This is a genomic window from Anaerotruncus rubiinfantis, assembly GCF_900078395.1.
Taxonomy (GTDB): Bacteria; Bacillota; Clostridia; order Oscillospirales; family Ruminococcaceae; genus Anaerotruncus; species Anaerotruncus rubiinfantis.
This window is the reverse complement of sequence record NZ_FKLA01000009.1, coordinates 307,275-323,946: the sequence shown is the minus strand read 5'-3', so window position 1 is coordinate 323,946 and position 16,672 is coordinate 307,275. Positions and strand designations below refer to the sequence as shown.

Below are 16,672 nucleotides of genomic sequence, written 5' to 3'. Positions count from 1 at the left end.
TGGGCTGTATTTATTTTCGTCTGAGGAGGGCTTATCGTATGTCTATTTCCCGGGAAAATATCCTGAAGCTGCAAAATGGCAGCGATGTGCGCGGCGTTGCCGTCGGCGGCGTCGAAGGACAGCCGGTCACGTTGACCGGAGAGGCCGCGAACCGGATTGCGGCGGCGTTCGCACGCTGGCTTTCTGAAAAATCCGGCAAACCCATTCATGAGCTGAAAATCGGCGTTGGACACGATTCCCGTATTTCCGCGCCCGCGCTGGGGCGCGAGGTGCTCGCGGGATTGCTCGCGCAAGGCGTCGGGGCCTATGACTGCGGGCTCGCTTCCACGCCTTCGATGTTCATGTCAATCGTATTTCCAGAGACCGCCTTTGATGGCTCCATTATGATCACCGCGTCCCACCTGCCGTATAACCGGAACGGCCTTAAATTTTTCACCCCGGACGGCGGGCTTGAAAAGGCCGATATCACCGCATTGCTCGAAACCGCGGCGCTGCTTTCGGCCCAGGATGCGGATCTTTCCGCCGCAGGCAAGGCCGACCTCATTCCGCTTTATGCCAAAAGCCTCTGCGAAAAAATCCGCCTCGGCGTGAATGCGCAGGACTATGACCACCCGCTCGCCGGGCTCAAAATCGTGGTCGACGCTGGCAACGGAGCGGGCGGGTTCTTTGTTGAGCAGGTCCTGGCTCCGCTCGGCGCGGACACCACCGGCAGCCAGTTTTTGGAGCCGGACGGCATGTTCCCCAACCACATCCCAAATCCGGAAAACAAAGCGGCAATGGACGCCATACGCCACGCGACCGTGTCGAATCATGCCGATTTGGGGATTATTTTTGATACTGACGTCGACCGGATGTCCGCTGTGCTGCACGACGGCACCGAGGTCTGCCGCGATGCGATTATTGCGATGATGGCCGCCATTCTTGCAAAGGACTACCCCGGCTCGACCATTGTGACCGACTCGGTCACCTCCGACAAGCTCACCGATTTTCTTGAAAATACGCTGCACCTTCGGCATCACCGCTTCAAACGTGGCTATAAAAATGTCATCAACGAGTCCAAACGCCTCAATGACGCAGGCACCGTTTCGCCGCTCGCCATTGAAACCTCCGGCCACGGCGCTCTTTCCGAAAATTATTTTCTCGACGATGGCGCCTATCTGGCTGTCAAGCTGCTGATCGCCGCCGCAAACGCCCGCAGGCAGGGAAAGCAGGTGGATTCGCTTATCGAGAAGCTCCCCCGGCAGTTCGAATGCCGCGAATACCGCATGAACCTTCTGGGCGAAAACTTCAAAGCCTACGGGCAGGAGGTCCTCAAGGTATTTGAGGGCCGTGCGAAGGCCGCCGGCTACACGGTCGCGCCGAATTCCTACGAGGGGGTCCGGCTTTCGTTCACCGGGACCGAAACGCAGGGCTGGATGCTGCTGCGGCTTTCGCTGCACGACCCGCTCATGCCGCTCAACCTCGAGGGCAACCGTCCCGGCGACTGCGACCGGATCGTCACCATCGCAAAGGAGCTGCTCACTGGGTTTGACCGGCTTGATCTGTCGCCGCTTGAAAAATAGCCGATCCCATAAACGAAAAAAGGCCCCGGCAAATCCTTTGATTTGCCGGGGCCTTCTTGCACATGTTGTGCTCGGTTTAAAGGGTGACGCCGTCCTTAAAGATCGCAAGGTCGCGCACGCCGTGATTTTCGCCGGTGGTGTGCTCGCCGGATGCGACCGACAGGATATAATCATAGAAGGTGCGGGAGAGCTCTTCCATCGGCGTGCCGTCTACGAAGGCGCCCGCGTTGAAATCGATCCAGCCGCGTTTGCGCTCATAGAGCGGGGTGTTGCTGGAAATCTTTACAGTCGGTACCGGGCAGCCGAACGGTGTGCCGCGGCCGGTTGTGAACAGTACGATCTGCGCGCCCGAAACCGCCAGCGCGGTCGACGCAACCAGGTCGTTGCCCGGCGCCTGCAGAAGGTTGAGGCCATGCGCCTTGACCGGGTCGCCGTAAGCGAGCACGTCCATGACAGTGGCACTGCCACCCTTCTGGGTGCAGCCGAGGGATTTGTCCTCAAGCGTTGAAATGCCGCCCGCTTTGTTGCCCGGGGATGGGTTCTCATAGATCTCCTGCCCATAGCGGATGAAATAATCTTTGAAGTTATTGATGAGCGCGACTGTCTTTTCAAAAGTCGCCTCGTCCTTGCAGCGGTTCATCAGGATGGTTTCCGCGCCGAACATCTCCGGCACCTCGGTCAAGATACTGGTACCGCCCTGCGCGACCAAGATATCCGAAAACGCGCCGACCAGCGGGTTCGCGGAGATGCCGGACAGTCCGTCCGAGCCGCCGCATTTGAGTCCGATGACCAGTTTGTCGGCCGGGCAGGCCTCCCGCTGGAAACCGCCCGCATATTCAGCCAGCTCACGCAGCAGTCCGACTGCCGCCGCCACTTCGTCATCCGCGTCCTGGCAGTTGAGGAACTTGACCCGGCGCGGGTCGGTCTCTCCCAGCACCTTCTGGAATTCACCGATGTTGTTGTTTTCACAGCCGAGCCCCAGCACCAGCACGCCGCCCGCGTTCGGATGGTTTACAAGCCCTGCCAGGGCTTTCTGGGTCATCTTATGGTCCTCCGAAAGCTGGGAGCAGCCATATGGATGCGCAAAGGCATAAAGCCCGTCAATGGAACCTTTTACCAGCTCCTGCGCCTCGCGCGCGATGATTTGCGCGATCCCGTTGACGCATCCGACCGTCGGGATAATCCAGAGTTCGTTGCGAACGCCAACCTTGCCGTCCGGACGGACATAGCCCTGGAAAGTCTGAGGCTTTTCCGGGGAAATATTCCGCAGGGCGGGGGAATAGGTGTATTCCAGCTTGTCGTTCAGATTGGTCCGCAGGTTCTGGACATGCACCCATTCGCCAGCTGCGATGTCCGCCTGCGCGGACCCGATGGCGTGGCCATATTTGATGACGTTTTCGCCTTTTTTGATCGGGGCCAGCGCCATCTTATGCCCGGCTTTGATCTCCTCAAGCGCCGTGACCTGCACGCCGCCCGCGTCGACCGTCTCGCCTTTGGCAATCGGGCGGATCGCGACGCCAACATTGTCATCGGGATGGATTTTAATGAAATTTACCATGGAGATCCTCCTGTATCTTTACTCTGACGGCAGGACGGCTCCGCGTTTATCTGCGAAGCCGTCCGCGAAAAGGTCTTTATTTTACCAGTTCATGCACAACGGCTTTCATGCCGTCTTTGTGAATGGCATCAAGGTATGCAGCGACAGTATCGACAAACCCCTCGTATTTGGTGAGGTCCTCGCCCCAGAAACGGGTTTCCGAAGCTGCCGCCTGTACAAATTCTTTGGACGAAAGCGCTTTCGAATTCTTCGCGAAGAACGCAAGCACCGCAGCGTCGTCCTTGATGTCGTAGCTCTCGCCGCCGCGGCTGCCTTTGAGGACGCCGTCGACAAGCGTATCGGAGGTATAGAAGGCGAGCAGCGCCGCGAACGAGAAGGTCAGGAATTTCGGCAGCTTGCCGTTTTTGGCGACATTGTCGCGGAAGGAGGGCAGCACGCGGGCTTTCCATTTGGAAACCGAGTTGAGCGAAATGTCGAGCAGGCGGTGACGGATGAATGGGTTCTCGAAACGCTCGAATACCGAGTTGGCAAACGCGACAACCTCGTCGTGCGGCAGACGGACGGTCGGGACAATCTCCTCAAAAACCGCAGTCTCCATATATTTGCGGACATCCGGGTCCTTCATGATCTCGCCCACAATCTCAAAGCCCGCCAGGTAGCCGGCCAGGACAGTGGAGGTGTGCGCGCCGTTGAGGATGCGGACCTTGCGCTCGCGGTACGGGGTCTGGTCGTCGGTAAAGACAACCGGCAGGCCGGCCTTATCGATCGGGAAGATGCCGGAGATGTCGCGTTTCTTGCTCTCGATGACCCAGAGCCCGAAGGGCTCGGCGGTGTCGACCAGCTGGTCGTTGTAGCCCAGCTGCGCGGTGATCTCCTCGATGCTGTCACGCGGATAGCCGGTGACAATGCGGTCGACCAGGGTGCAGCAGAAGGTGCAGTTTTCATTGACCCAGGCTTTGAAGTCCTCGCCGAGCTTCCACAGGTCGATAAACTTGTTGACACAGTCGCTCAGTTTATCTCCGTTGTGCTCGATGAGCTCGCAGGGGATGATGATAACGCCCTTGTCAGCGGCGCCGTTAAATTTCTTGAAGCGCTCATAGAGAACCTTGGTCAGTTTGCCGGGATAGGTAGTGGGCGGTGTGCTTTCAAATTTATCGGTCTCGTCAAAAACGATGCCAGCTTCAGTGGTGTTGGAAACAATGATCTTCAGGGTGTCGAGGCACCCGATTTCCATATAGCGGTCGTACTGGGTGTAGGCGTCGACCGCTTCCTCGACGCTGGTGACGATGCGTGCGTCGTTGACGGTTTTGCCGTCCTGACGGCCGCGCAGAACCACGGTGTAGAGGTTGTCCTGGGCGTCAAAACGCTCAAGGGAACCAAAGGTGATGGGCTTGACGATTGCAATGCCCATATCGGTCACCCCTTTTTCATTTGCAATATCGATCATATAATCCACGAAAGCACGCAGGAAATTGCCTTCGCCGTACTGCATGACGGCGATGGGGCGGGAAACTTTTTTGGCCATGTCTTTGTTCAGGTTTTTCATATTCAGATCGTCTCCTCCATCTTTTTCGCTTCGACGTAAGCGTTTACGTTTTCATCATAAATGCAGCTCTGAAAAAAGTCAATAGTCATCCATAAATTTTAATCTCCTTTTTTCAAAACTTGTGGTTTCCTTCTAAATCTTCGTCCGCATTTGTTGCTTTTGACGAATTTCTCTCTCAAAATGTGAAAGCACTTGTAAAGCGCTTACGTTTCGCTTATAATGCAATTGCAGGGGTGATTTTGCAATGACTATTTATGATATTTCGCGAAAATCCGGCGTATCCATCGCCACCGTTTCCCGCGTCATCAACGGAAAAAAGGGCGTGAGCGAAGCCACCCGCCAGCGGGTGCTCAGCGTCATGGCGGAAAAAGGCTATACGCCGAACGCCTTTGCACGCGGGCTTGGGCTGAACTCAATCAAAACGGTTGGCGTCATGTGCATGGACGTCTCGGATATCTATCTCGCCTCCGCCGTTTCCGCACTGGAGCGGGAACTGCGCGCACGCGGCTATGACGCGCTGCTCTGCTGCACCGGCAGCGAACAGGAGGACCGCAAAAGCTATCTTGGCGTGCTGCTTTCCAAGCGGGTTGACGCGGTGATCCTGGTCGGCTCCCATTTTGTCAGCGGCGACGTCTCCTATATCATTTCCGCCGCGCAGGAGGTCCCGGTGATCCTTATCAACGGATACCTCAAGGCGGACAATGTCTACTGTGTCCTCTGCGACGATTTCGGCTCGGTCTCCGATGCCGTCAAATGCCTGCTCAGCGCGGGCCGCCGCCGGGTGGTTTATCTCTATGACACCGATACCTACAGCGGCAAACAGAAGCTCGAAGGATACCGCTGGGCGCTCACCCAGGCCGGGATGCCGGTGGATGAACGGCTCATCGTCTACTGCGAACACGGGATCGCGGGCGGCATCGAAGCGGTGGGCAAGCTTTTTGACAGCGGCGTCCTGTTCGACGCGGTGGTCGCTTCCGAGGACGAGCTTGCCGTCGCCGCGATCAAGGCTTCTCTTTCCCACGGCCTGCAGGTCCCGCGTGATGTGTCGATCATTGGGTATAATAACTCCATCCTGTCCCGCTGCTGTGAGCCGGAACTCACCACGGTCGACAGCCGGGTGGAGGCGCTCTGCATGACCGCCATTTCCACTCTGTTCGGCGTTTTCGGCGGCAAGGATTTCCCTTCCAAAACCCTGCTCTCCGGGGAGCTTATCCAGCGGCGCACCACACGGTTCTAACCTTTGCGTTTTATTCACCCCAATTTTAAAATACAGTAAAGGATGATTGAGATGGCTAAAAAATTCATGGACGCGGATTTCCTGCTTCAAAACGAAACCGCCAAGTACCTCTATCACAACCACGCGGCAAAGATGCCGATCATCGACTATCATTGCCACATCAACCCGGCTGAAATCGCCGAGGACCGCCGTTTCGAAAATATCGCGCAGCCCTGGCTGCTGGGCGACCATTACAAATGGCGCCAGATGCGCACCAACGGCACCCCGGAGGAGAATGTGACCGGCTCCGGCAGCGACCGCGACAAGTTCGAAGCCTGGGCCGAGACGCTCGACAAGGCGATTGGAAACCCGCTCTACCACTGGACCCATCTCGAGCTGCAGCGCTACTTCGATTACGATGGCGTGCTCGGCAAAGCGACTGCCCAGCAGGTCTGGGATACCTGCAACAAAAAACTGGCTGATCCCAGCATGAGCGTGCGGGGCCTCATCCGCAAATCGAACGTCAAGCTCATCTGCACCACCGACGATCCGATTGACGACCTGCGCTGGCACAAAAAGCTCGCGGAAGATCCCGATTGGGAGGTAAAAGTCCTGCCCGCATGGCGCCCCGACAAGGCCATGAATATCGAGCAGGCCCCGTATACTGGTTACATCAAGACCCTTTCCGAAGTCTCCGGCGTCGCGGTCTCCGATTTTGATTCGGTCTGTGCCGCGCTTGAAAGCCGTCTCGACTTCTTCGCTTCGATGGGCTGCTGCGCCTCCGACCACGCGCTGGATTTCGCTTTCTACGCACCCGCTTCCAAAGAGGAGCTCAACCGCATCGTGAAGGACGCGCTCGCCGGCAAAACCCTTTCGGCGGAGGATGTGCTCAAATATAAGACCGGCATCCTTGTTTTCCTTGCGCGCCAGTATGCGCGCCGCGGCTGGGTCATGCAGCTGCATTACGGCGCGGTACGCAACACCAACTCCCGCATGTTCGAAAAACTCGGTGCGGACACCGGATTTGACTGCATGGGCAACACCCTCGATGCGTTTGCGCTGACCCGTTTCTTCGACGCGCTCGACGCCACCGACGAACTTCCCAAGACCGTCCTCTACTCCCTCAACGGCGCGGATAATGCGATGCTTGGCACCGTGCTCGGCTGTTTCCAAGGCGCCGGTTATCACAATAAGATCCAGCACGGTTCTGCCTGGTGGTTCAACGACACCAAAGCCGGCATGGAGCAGCAGCTCGTGAGCCTTGCAAATCTCTCGCTACTTGGCAACTTCATCGGCATGCTTACCGACAGCCGCAGCTTCCTTTCCTACACCCGCCACGAGTATTTCCGCCGCATCCTTTGCAACCTGATTGGCAGCTGGGTCGAAGACGGCGAATATCCTGACAACCGCGAGCTGCTCGGCAAGATGGTGGAGGATATCTGCTATAACAATACCAAAAATTTCTTTGGGTTTGACATCTGATCCGGTATCGGGCAAATCCCCCGCGCGGGATCACCTCTGATCCCGCCAAACCCTGGGGCCGGGAAATCCCGGCCCCATTTTTACGATCATGACAGCAAGGAGGCTATCCCATGGCGGACATCCTCACCAAAGCATGCGGTTTTTTGTTTCTGATCGCGCTGGCCTACTTCCTCAAGCGGGTTGGTCTGTTTCGCAAGGAGGACGGCATCGTCCTTTCCAAGGTGCTGGTCAACGTGACCGTGCCGGCCGCCGTCCTGGTGAACTTCCAGGGCGTTTCAATCGATCATGACCTCTTTTTGGTATTGCTTGTGAGCTTTGCCATCAATTTCTCGATGCTCGGCGCCGGCTGGCTGCTGGGCAGGAGACGGCCTGGCCCGGAGGCGGCCTACAGTGTCCTGAACACCTGCACCTACAACCTTGGCACCTTTGCGCTGCCGTTTTTGCAGGCCTTCTTTTCCGGCGCCGCCATCGTGGTCGTCTGCGTCTTTGACATCGCCTGTTCGATCATGTGTTATGGGGTCAGCTATTCGGTTGCCTGTGCGGTGCTTGGCCGCGGCGGCGCCAAATTTTCCATGCGTGCGCTGCTGCGTTCACTTTTTTCGATGCCGCCGTTCGTTTTATACGTCGTGCTCCTGGCGCTTTCCCCGCTGCATGTGGGGCTGCCCGAGCCAATCATCTCGGTGGCTTCCATGATCAGTTCCGCGAGCGCGCCGCTGGCCATGCTGATGCTCGGTATGCTGTTTGAAGTTGGCCGCGGCACCGGCGCCGCGCGCGTCATCGTCCGGGTGCTCGCTGGCCGTTACCTGCTTTCGGCCGTTTTTGCCTGTGCCGTTTATTTTCTGCTGCCGCTGCCGCAGCTCTACCGCCAGATCATCGCGCTCCTGGTCTTTTCCCCGATCTCCTGCCTCGCGCCGGTCTTTACCGACCGCTGCGGCATCGATCCGGCCCCTTCGGCTGTTATGAATTCGATCAGCATCCCGATCAGCATCCTGTGTATGACCGCGGTTTTGATGCTCACCTCTGTATAACCTGAAACAAAAAACGAACGGATACGGCAATGCCGTATCCGTTCGTTTTTTCTGTTTTCTGATTTTGTCAGCTCACTCCTGGAAGCTCGACGCGCCAACCACGTCATCCACCGGCAGCGAGAAGGAAATCCCGTGCGCCTCTGTGGAAAGGCCGGCCTTTTCACAGACCGCCTGCATGATCGCCCGCTTGCATTCCTTCTTCGCAAGGATCATAACCACTTCCTTTTCGGGCGTGATTGGGATGCCGAAAAATTTCTCCGCCTCGTGGATACCGGTGCCGCGCGCATGCAGGATGGTGCCGCCGGTCGCGCCATGCTCTTTGGCCGCCTCCATCACAAGGTCTGCCAATCCACGGGAAACGACGGTCAGGATCAGTTCGCATTTCTTCTCGTTCATGATTTCCTCCTCTTCACAGGCCTCCGTATCCCGGCCCGCCAGAAAATGCATCGTTTTCGGTCCGCCCACGCTGCTGGCCGGGATGGTGAAGGCGATTCCATTCCCATTTCGTGCAAGTTCCAGCCCGGCGGAGAGCTCAGACAGCAGCAGCGGCGCTTTGGCCGATGCCAGCGCGCTGAGCATCACATCCTTTTCAGTTTCCCCCAGACCCAGGTAATCGAGCAGGACGCTGTCCGCAGTGCCCCGTCCAAGCATGCACAGGTTAAAAAGCCCGCCGTAACGGCCCGCGATCTCGGCCGCTTTTTCCCCGCGGCCGCGGTTGACGATGGTTATGATCAGGGATATCTTTACAGGTTCATTCGACATATCTCGCAAACCCTCCTTAAAGCTCGATGATATCGACGGTTTCCGCGTCCCCGGTTTCTTCAGCCGGTGCCTGCAGCGTTCCGCCACGGGTTTTCAGCCGGTAGATGAGTCCGAGAATCTGGATGGTCACAAGCGGCGTCATCGCAACCATCGCTACAATGCCGAACGCGTCGGTCAGGATATTGCCGCCCACAGCGCCGCACGCGCCCATTGCAAACGGAAGCAGGAACGTCGCGGTCATCGGCCCGGAAGCCACACCGCCCGAGTCGAACGCCACGGCGGTGAACACGCCGGGCACAAAAAAGGTGAGTGCCAACGCCAGCAGATATCCGGGCAGCAGGAACCAGAAGATATGGATTCCCGTCAGTACCCGCGTCATCGCAAACCCAAGTGACAGCGACATGCCAATCGAGAGCCCCGCCATCATTGTGCGGCGGGAGATCGCCCCGCCCGAAAGCTCTTCCACCTGCTTATTGAGCACATGGACGGCCGGTTCGGCGGCGACCACAAAGAATCCGATCACCATGCCGATCGGGATGATCACCCAATTGTACGGCAGGTTCGCAATGGTTGCACCCAGAAGGTTGCCGGCGGGCATGAAGCCTACATTGACCCCTGTGAGGAAAAGTACCAGCCCCAGAAAGGTATAGACCATGCCGACCGCGATCTTGATGAGCTGGCTGCGAGGCAATTTCAGGCTGCACATCTGGAACACGATAAAAAACAGGATGATCGGTGCAAGCGCGAGTCCAACCTCCCGCAGGTAATGCGGGAACCCGTACAGGAACAGCCCGGCCAGCTCTGCCGCGTTCGCGGGATTTGAGACAACCGCCGCGGCATCCCCGCCCGGCGCGGCCTGATAGGTTGAGCCCAACAGCATGACCGCGATGATCGGTCCAACCGAACAGATCCCAACCAGCCCAAAGCTGTCCTCATAGGCGGTCTTGCCCCCGCGCACCGCCGCCACGCCGATGCCGAGCGCCAGGATGAACGGAACCGTGATCGGGCCGGTGGTCACGCCGCCCGAATCGAACGCCACCGCCAGAAAGCCCGGCGGCGTGGAGGTTGCAAAAAGGAATACAATGGCATAAAAGACGAGCAGCATGTGCGCCAGTTTAAACTGAAACACAATACGCAGCAGGGCAAACACCAGCATGACCCCCACGCCGAATGCAACCGCCAGGATGAGGGTCATATTGGGCACTGACGGCACCTGTGTGGCCAGCACCTGCAGGTCCGGTTCCGCGATGGTGATGAACATCCCCATGGCAAAGGATACCGCGACCAAAAGCAGCAGGTTGCGGCTTTCGCTCAGGCGCGCGCCGATGCGTTCGCCCATCGCCATCATGGAGAGATCCGCTCCCAGCATAAACAGGCCCATACCGAGGATCAGCAGCAGCATCCCAACGCCGAAAAGCGCCATTGTCCCGCCCGGTAACGGGGCGATGGTCAGATGCAAAAGCAATACGATCCCGCAGATTGGCACAACCGCGGCCAACGCCTCCTTGATCTTGTTTCTCAAATTTTTATTCATGTGTAACCTCCCTTTATCTAGTCACATCGGTCTGCCCCCGTTCCACCCCCTTTGATCTTTATGAAATCTTTATATAATCTTAATATTCTTAATACTATCATTATACCCGAAAAGGTTCCAGCGGTCAATTTTCCGTACAGAAAAACCCCCGGCACGGTTAGGCCGGGGGTTTTGGCTTTTGTATATCAGGCATTACGGTTATTCCACCGTGACGCTTTTTGCAAGGTTGCGGGGTTTATCCACATCGCAGCCGCGCAGCACCGCCGTATGGTAGGCGAGCAGCTGCAGCACAACCACGCCCGGGATCGGCATAAACAGATCGTCCAGCGCGGGCAGATCGAAGCGCCTTCCGTAAATTTCCGGGTCGATCTCAAGCCCCTTCTTGCCGATGAGCAGGACATCCGCGCCGCGGGAATGAACCTCTTTGATGTTGCTGACCATTTTGGGCAGCAGCGCCTCCTGTGTGGCCATCGCCACCACAGGAACGCCGGGCGTGATGAGCGAGATGGTCCCGTGCTTGAGTTCACCCGCCGCGTAGGCTTCACAGTGGATATAGCTGACCTCCTTGAGCTTGAGCGAGCCTTCCATCGAAAGCGCGTAATCGAGCCCGCGCCCGAGGAAAAAGAGGTCTTTAAGCGCCTCGTAGCGCTGGACATAGGCTTTGATTTCATCGTCGAGCGCAAGCGCCTCTTTTGCCGCGCCGACCGCTTCGAGCAGGCCGTCGGTCAAATCGCGCGCCGTGTCCGCGCTGATTTTTCCGCCGCACAGCGCCAGCTTAACCGCGATCATGTACATCACCGAAAGCTGGACCGAATATGCCTTCGTCGAGGCGACAGCAATCTCCGGACCCGCGAAGGTATGGATGACATAATCCGCTTCCCGTGCGATCGATGAACCGGTCACGTTCACCACCGCCAACGTGGTTGTACCTTTCTGCTGCGCGAGCCGCAGGGCGGCGAGCGTATCGGCTGTTTCGCCCGACTGGGAAATCACAATTACCAGCGTGCGCTTTGAAAGGATCGGGTCGCAGTACCGAAATTCGGACGCGACGCTGCATTCCACCGGGATGCGCGCCAACCGTTCAATCAGATATTTCCCAACCATGCCCGCGTGCCACGCGGTGCCGCACGCCACAATCGATACCCGGTCAAACTGCTTCCAGAAACCTTCCGGAATGTCGTCCTGCCCCTCAAAGGAGGGCAGCCCGTCGAGGATGCGGGGATGCACCGTGTCCGCGAGCGCGCGGGGCTGCTCGTAGATTTCCTTAAGCATGAAGTGTTCATATCCGCCCTTCTGGGCCTGTTCCACCGTCCAGGAGGCGCGCAGCATCTCCACCGGAGCGGGGGAGCCGTCCGCCTGATAAAGCGCGATCCCGTCCTGAGTGACTTTCACAATCTGGCCTTCTGCGATGAGGCAGTAATCCCGCGTATACTGCAAAATCGCCGGGACATCCGAGGCGAGAAAGTTTTCCCCGTCGCCTTTGGCCGCGATCAGCGGACTGCCGAGCCGTGTGGCGTAGACCTCTCCCGGGCGGTCGGCAAAGACGATTGCGAAGGCATAGGAGCCTTCGAGAAGCGCGCACGCGCGCCGGATGGTATCAACCGGATCTCCGTCGTAGAGCGAATCGATCAGCTTGGCGGCGACCTCAGTGTCGGTGCGGGAAAGAAACTCATAACCCTTCGCGGCAAGCTGGCTGCGAAGCTGCTGATAGTTCTCGATGATCCCATTATGTACCAGTGAAAGCTTTTCGGTGGCGTGAGGGTGGGCGTTCACATCGGACGGCTCGCCGTGGGTGGCCCAGCGGGTGTGTCCAATCCCGCAGACAGCCCTTTCAACCGCAGGATTATCCTTCAGCCGGTCGGCAAGGCATTGCAGCCGGCCTTTCGCTTTGACAGTCAGGATGCTTTCCCCGGAAAAAACCGAGATGCCCGCCGAATCATACCCGCGGTATTCAAGCCCTGAAAGGGCATTCAAAAGGACGCTGGCAGCATGTTTCCTGCCGGCGTAACCAACAATTCCACACATAGAAACCTCTGATTTCTCCGCGCGGCTCAAATTGATGTATCAAAAGCCACCTGCCCGTGCCGCGCGGAATGCGGCGCAGGTGTAATCGAATGCAATTTCAACTTCCCGCTGTCCCCTTTGTCGATCCGGTTGCCCGGAAGTTTTCAGCAGACAGCTTCGCCTGGAAGCGTGACGGAGAGGCATCCGCCGAATTTTCGATCGCCTCCCACCTCGTCAACCGCAGAATGCGGTTCTGGCGCTTAAGGGTTCCTTCTTTTTCGTTACCCACCTCCCTAAATTTTTTTGGCAAACGGTCCCCCTTTCCATTTCTTTTGTGGATTCATTATAACAAACTCCGCCGTATTCGGCAAGTAATCCATTCTATGCGAAAAACACCCGAAATGCCACTCCCACGCATGGAATTTTCCCCTGGAACATGGTAAAATGGAAAAAACAGCTTTGGAAGTGATCCGCTATGGTTTATTTGCTGCGGGACGGCAACCTCCTGCCCGACGACCCGGCCGCCGCCGGGCCACGGCTGTGCATCGCGCCGCCCACAAAGCTCGCAGAGGCAAAAACACTGCTCGGCAAAAACGCGCCGCTGCTCGAACGGCTGCTTGAAAGCGGCGTTGCGCGGCATGAAAGCCGAGATCAGTTCGACTATATCTCGTTCGCCCTGCCCGATCTTGGCAATCTGCTTGCGCCGGCCGAACAATTCAGCGTCTGCCTGACCCATGATCTGCTGATCTTCATCACCGACGGCAGCCCCGAGGTCGACGCGGTCTTTGAGACGATCCGCTCGGAGGAATACCGCGTCACCGGCCTGGGGCAGGTGCTCTATCTGTTTCTCGACCGTCTCACCTCAAACGATTACCTCACGCTTGAAGCGATCGAGCAGGAGATTTCCGAACTCGAAGAAGCGCTCATCACCGACGAAAAAAGCTCCTGCATCCGGGAGATCGTCTCGCTGCGCCGCAGGCTGATGGCCCTCAAGCGGTATTACGAACAGCTCTTCACCATCTGTGAAGGGATTGAACAGAATGAAAACGGGCTGTGTGAAAAGGGCATGCTGCGCTATTTCCGGCTGCTCTCCCAGCGGATCAACCGGCTGGAAAATCATGTTCTGAACCTGCGGGACTACGTCACCCAGGTGCGGGAAGCCTATCAGGCGCAGGTTGATATCAACCTCAACCAGATCATGAAGGTGTTCACTGTGATCACTGCGATCTTCCTGCCGCTGACCCTGATCGCGGGCTGGTACGGGATGAACCTTGCCATGCCGGAATACCACTGGCCATATGCCTATCCGGTGGTCATCTGCGTAAGCGCCGCGGTTGTCGGGCTGTTCATCCTCTTCTTTAAGAAAAAACACTGGTTTTAAAAAAGGAGGAATCCAATTTGAAACGTTTTCTGACCGGCCTTCTGATTCTGTCGCTTGCCTTCTGCTGCGCCTGCTCGCGCGGCCCGGCGCCGTCCGCATCCCCATCCGCGCCGGACCGGGAAAGCGCCCCCGCCCAAGCGGAGTCCGCCGTTCCTCAGGCCGATCTTTCCGCCGTTGCCGGAAAATACGTCAGCGAACCGGAAGGGGTGGATGAACAATACTGGCCAACCCTCACCCTGCGGGAGGACGGAACCTTCCTCTTCCGGGTAAACCTCTTCGCGGGAATGGGCCGGATCGAAGGGAGTTATCTCTTTCACGAGGCTGACAAAACCATCACTTTGCAAGTGGAGTCCCGTAATTTTGAAGGCGGGGTGATGGGGGAGACGATGAATGAATTCTATTTTGACGTTGCGTCAGACGAGAGCCTCATGTACCGCGGCAATGATGACCCGGAGCTCGAGCCCATCGGCGTGACCAATCCTTACGATCTCTTCAAACGCACGACGGAGAGCTCCTCCGCCGGGTAATCCCACATAGAAAGCGAAGCGGTCCGCCTTCCGGCGGACCGCTTTTTAATGCCAGGTTCCGTTCAATCCTTCACCCAGGCAATATCATTCCCTTTCAGGTAGACCATATAGCCGTTCGCGAGCAGGATGGGGGTGCCGCTGTCCGCGAGCTTCTCTTTGTTTTTGCCATTCCAGCCGCAGCGGTAGAGCCCTTTCTTGTCGCCGGACTGGTAATAGTACAGATGTTCCTTCGAGCCAAGCAGGGAATAGCGCGATACATTCTCGAGTGCAAAAGATTTCCGGGTGGCCGCGGTGACAATTGACACGCGGCTGGGGGTGGCCCCGAACGGGTCAAAGCTGGGCAGGCCGGAAATATAGTATTCGTTGGGGATTTTGGACGGCGTATTGCTCTGTTTAATCTGGTTGTTTTTGTTCACATAGTACCATTTCCCAGCGTCCGGATAATAGACCGTGCCGTTGTAGACCTCCGGCAGCCACTCATCCCCCTCGAGCCGCGCTGCCTGCGCAATATCCCCGCCGTCGAGCCCGCACCGGTAAAGCGTCTCATCCCCCTCCGGAAGGTAGTAGAGGAAATCTCCATCCACTTCGAACCGGCTGACCGGTTCGATCTCCAGCTTCACGCGGCCGGCCCCATCGAGCTTCATCCGATAGACCGCGCGCCCGCCTGTTTTTCCGCCGAGGCAGTAGAAGATTCCCTTCGGTGTGACCCGCAGATTCGATACCGCCGCGTCTCCACTGCCGCCAGCCGCAAGCTTTACAAGGCCGGACCCGTCCGTTTTCGCCTTGTAGACAGCGTTTTTGCCGTACCAGTAGACCCAATTGTCCAAAACTGAAAAGTCCGCGACGCTGTAGGCGTCCTTTTGGGCCGCCACGGTAATCCGCTCGTTTGTCGCCGGATTAATCCGCTCGATAAAGCCTTTGACCGCGGTATAGATATAGCCGCCCTGGGTCACCGTGGATTCGTTGATTTCCGCATTTGCAAGCTGAGAATAGGCGGCCTGCTCCGCAAACGCCGGAACCGCCGTCCCCAGCATAAGCAGCACCGAAAGAGCCGCTGCCAACCGTCTTTTCATACAGATCGCACATCCTTTCCTTCTGTCCATATCAAAAAGCAATCCCGCCTCGTATCAGGCGTTCTTTGCCTTCTTTGCTTTTCGAGCCGCCTTCGCGTCGCGATATTCCCGGCGCGCCTTTGCGATCGCGGCGCGCAGCTCGTCAAGCGACGCTTTATTGTGCCTTGGTTTCATGGTTGGGAATGCGTCCAGCATACGCCGGTGCAGCATATTGTGACTGTGGGTCAGTTCATGCAGCCGGTCGTGCAGAGAAAGGCTCTCTCCCCGCTCCAGCAGTGCGTCGACCCGTTCGGACAGGGACATCCCGCCAAATTGTTCGGCCGCGAGCTTCTTTTCGGCGATGACCGCCTCGGTGCGTTCACGAGCCTCCGCCAGCGCCGCCTGCAATGCATCCAGTTTGCCGGAAAGCTGCATCGCGGTGCGCACCGACAGGAAAAGATCCACCGCGAAAAGGGTGGTACAGGAGGAGGCCCACCAAACCAGCGCCACCAGCGAAAGCGACCCGACCAGATGCAGCACAAGCGGATGCAGCAGCTTGAGCGCGAGAACCGCCATCAGGCCGAAGATCAGACAGTTGGCCAAGCAGATACGGCCATGCAGATTAAATTTATGGCTGGAATAATCCCACCATCTGGTGTGGAACAGGGTTTCAAGCAGCCAGCCGGTAAAATATTCAATCGCGCTCATGAGCACCACGCTGCAAAGGTAAAGCAGCGGCAGATTATCCTGCACAGGGGACAGGCAGTAAACCACCGCCAGCGCGCCGCAGGCATAAACCGGAACCACCGGTCCGCTCAGAAAGCCGCGGTTGACCAGCTTATGCTGGCTGACCGAGCAGACAGTGCTCTCAAAGCACCAGCCGAGGAAGGCGTAGATGAAAAAGAGCAGGAGTATCCCGCAAAGCTCCACTGCCGTCATGTTTTGCCCCCAATTTTACCGTTTTATGAGGCGCGGCCGCAGGGCCGCGCCTCAGATAGTTGGTCTTTTTCCGTATCCTTT

The 16,672-nt window shown here is 57.6% G+C and carries 13 protein-coding genes; 6 read left to right on the top strand and 7 right to left on the bottom strand.

Going from position 1 to position 16,672, the window contains the following annotated elements:
• The first annotated feature begins 38 nt into the window (after positions 1-38).
• Positions 39-1,562, top strand: a complete 1,524-nt coding sequence (locus tag BN4275_RS06950; protein ID WP_066455924.1) for a phosphohexomutase domain-containing protein — start codon at positions 39-41, stop codon at positions 1,560-1,562.
• Between the two features lie 76 nt (positions 1,563-1,638).
• Here BN4275_RS06950 and BN4275_RS06945 read toward each other — a convergent pair whose 3' ends face one another.
• Both BN4275_RS06945 and BN4275_RS06940 read right to left on the bottom strand, forming a co-directional pair.
• Positions 1,639-3,120 (bottom strand): UxaA family hydrolase, encoded by a 1,482-nt coding sequence (locus BN4275_RS06945; protein ID WP_066455921.1) that lies wholly within the window; start codon positions 3,118-3,120, stop codon positions 1,639-1,641.
• 76 nt (positions 3,121-3,196) lie between these two features.
• Positions 3,197-4,666 carry a tagaturonate reductase gene (locus BN4275_RS06940; RefSeq protein WP_066455918.1) on the bottom strand — a complete coding sequence of 490 codons (1,470 nt, stop codon included), beginning with the start codon at positions 4,664-4,666 and terminating at the stop codon, positions 3,197-3,199.
• A 244-nt stretch (positions 4,667-4,910) separates the two neighbouring features.
• Here BN4275_RS06940 and BN4275_RS06935 point away from each other — a divergent pair, with 244 nt between their 5' ends.
• The 3 genes from BN4275_RS06935 (at position 4,911) to BN4275_RS06925 (ending at position 8,392) form a co-directional block, all read left to right on the top strand.
• Entirely contained in the window at positions 4,911-5,903 is a 993-nt protein-coding gene (locus BN4275_RS06935; protein ID WP_066455910.1) for a LacI family DNA-binding transcriptional regulator, read from the top strand.
• Positions 5,904-5,954: 51 nt separating this feature from the next.
• Positions 5,955-7,364 carry a glucuronate isomerase gene (gene uxaC, locus BN4275_RS06930; protein ID WP_066455907.1) on the top strand — a complete coding sequence of 470 codons (1,410 nt, stop codon included), beginning with the start codon at positions 5,955-5,957 and terminating at the stop codon, positions 7,362-7,364.
• Between the two features lie 110 nt (positions 7,365-7,474).
• Positions 7,475-8,392 (top strand): AEC family transporter, encoded by a 918-nt coding sequence (locus BN4275_RS06925; RefSeq protein WP_066455906.1) that lies wholly within the window; start codon positions 7,475-7,477, stop codon positions 8,390-8,392.
• 72 nt (positions 8,393-8,464) lie between these two features.
• Here BN4275_RS06925 and BN4275_RS06920 read toward each other — a convergent pair whose 3' ends face one another.
• From BN4275_RS06920 to glmS, 3 genes are all read right to left on the bottom strand, one after another.
• Positions 8,465-9,154 (bottom strand): P-II family nitrogen regulator, encoded by a 690-nt coding sequence (locus BN4275_RS06920; protein ID WP_066455897.1) that lies wholly within the window; start codon positions 9,152-9,154, stop codon positions 8,465-8,467.
• Between the two features lie 16 nt (positions 9,155-9,170).
• Positions 9,171-10,688, bottom strand: coding sequence for a DUF1538 domain-containing protein (locus tag BN4275_RS06915; protein WP_066455894.1), 1,518 nt, complete (start codon positions 10,686-10,688; stop codon positions 9,171-9,173).
• A 198-nt stretch (positions 10,689-10,886) separates the two neighbouring features.
• Entirely contained in the window at positions 10,887-12,713 is a 1,827-nt protein-coding gene (glmS, locus tag BN4275_RS06910) for a glutamine--fructose-6-phosphate transaminase (isomerizing) (RefSeq protein ID WP_066455891.1), read from the bottom strand.
• A 454-nt stretch (positions 12,714-13,167) separates the two neighbouring features.
• On the opposite strand from glmS, the gene BN4275_RS06900 reads away from it, so the two are divergent.
• Complete coding sequence (locus BN4275_RS06900; RefSeq protein WP_066455881.1) at positions 13,168-14,073, top strand: magnesium transporter CorA family protein; 906 nt, start codon at positions 13,168-13,170, stop codon at positions 14,071-14,073.
• Between the two features lie 17 nt (positions 14,074-14,090).
• Positions 14,091-14,600: a hypothetical protein gene (locus BN4275_RS06895; protein WP_066455880.1), complete on the top strand. Its 510-nt coding sequence runs from the start codon at positions 14,091-14,093 to the stop codon at positions 14,598-14,600.
• A gap of 62 nt (positions 14,601-14,662) precedes the next feature.
• On the opposite strand, the gene BN4275_RS06890 is transcribed toward BN4275_RS06895, so the two are convergent.
• Together BN4275_RS06890 and BN4275_RS06885 are read right to left on the bottom strand one after the other, a co-directional pair.
• Positions 14,663-15,673: a DUF5050 domain-containing protein gene (locus BN4275_RS06890; protein WP_066455878.1), complete on the bottom strand. Its 1,011-nt coding sequence runs from the start codon at positions 15,671-15,673 to the stop codon at positions 14,663-14,665.
• 54 nt (positions 15,674-15,727) lie between these two features.
• Positions 15,728-16,591, bottom strand: a complete 864-nt coding sequence (locus BN4275_RS06885) for a putative ABC transporter permease (RefSeq protein ID WP_066455876.1) — start codon at positions 16,589-16,591, stop codon at positions 15,728-15,730.
• Positions 16,592-16,672: the final 81 nt, after the last annotated feature.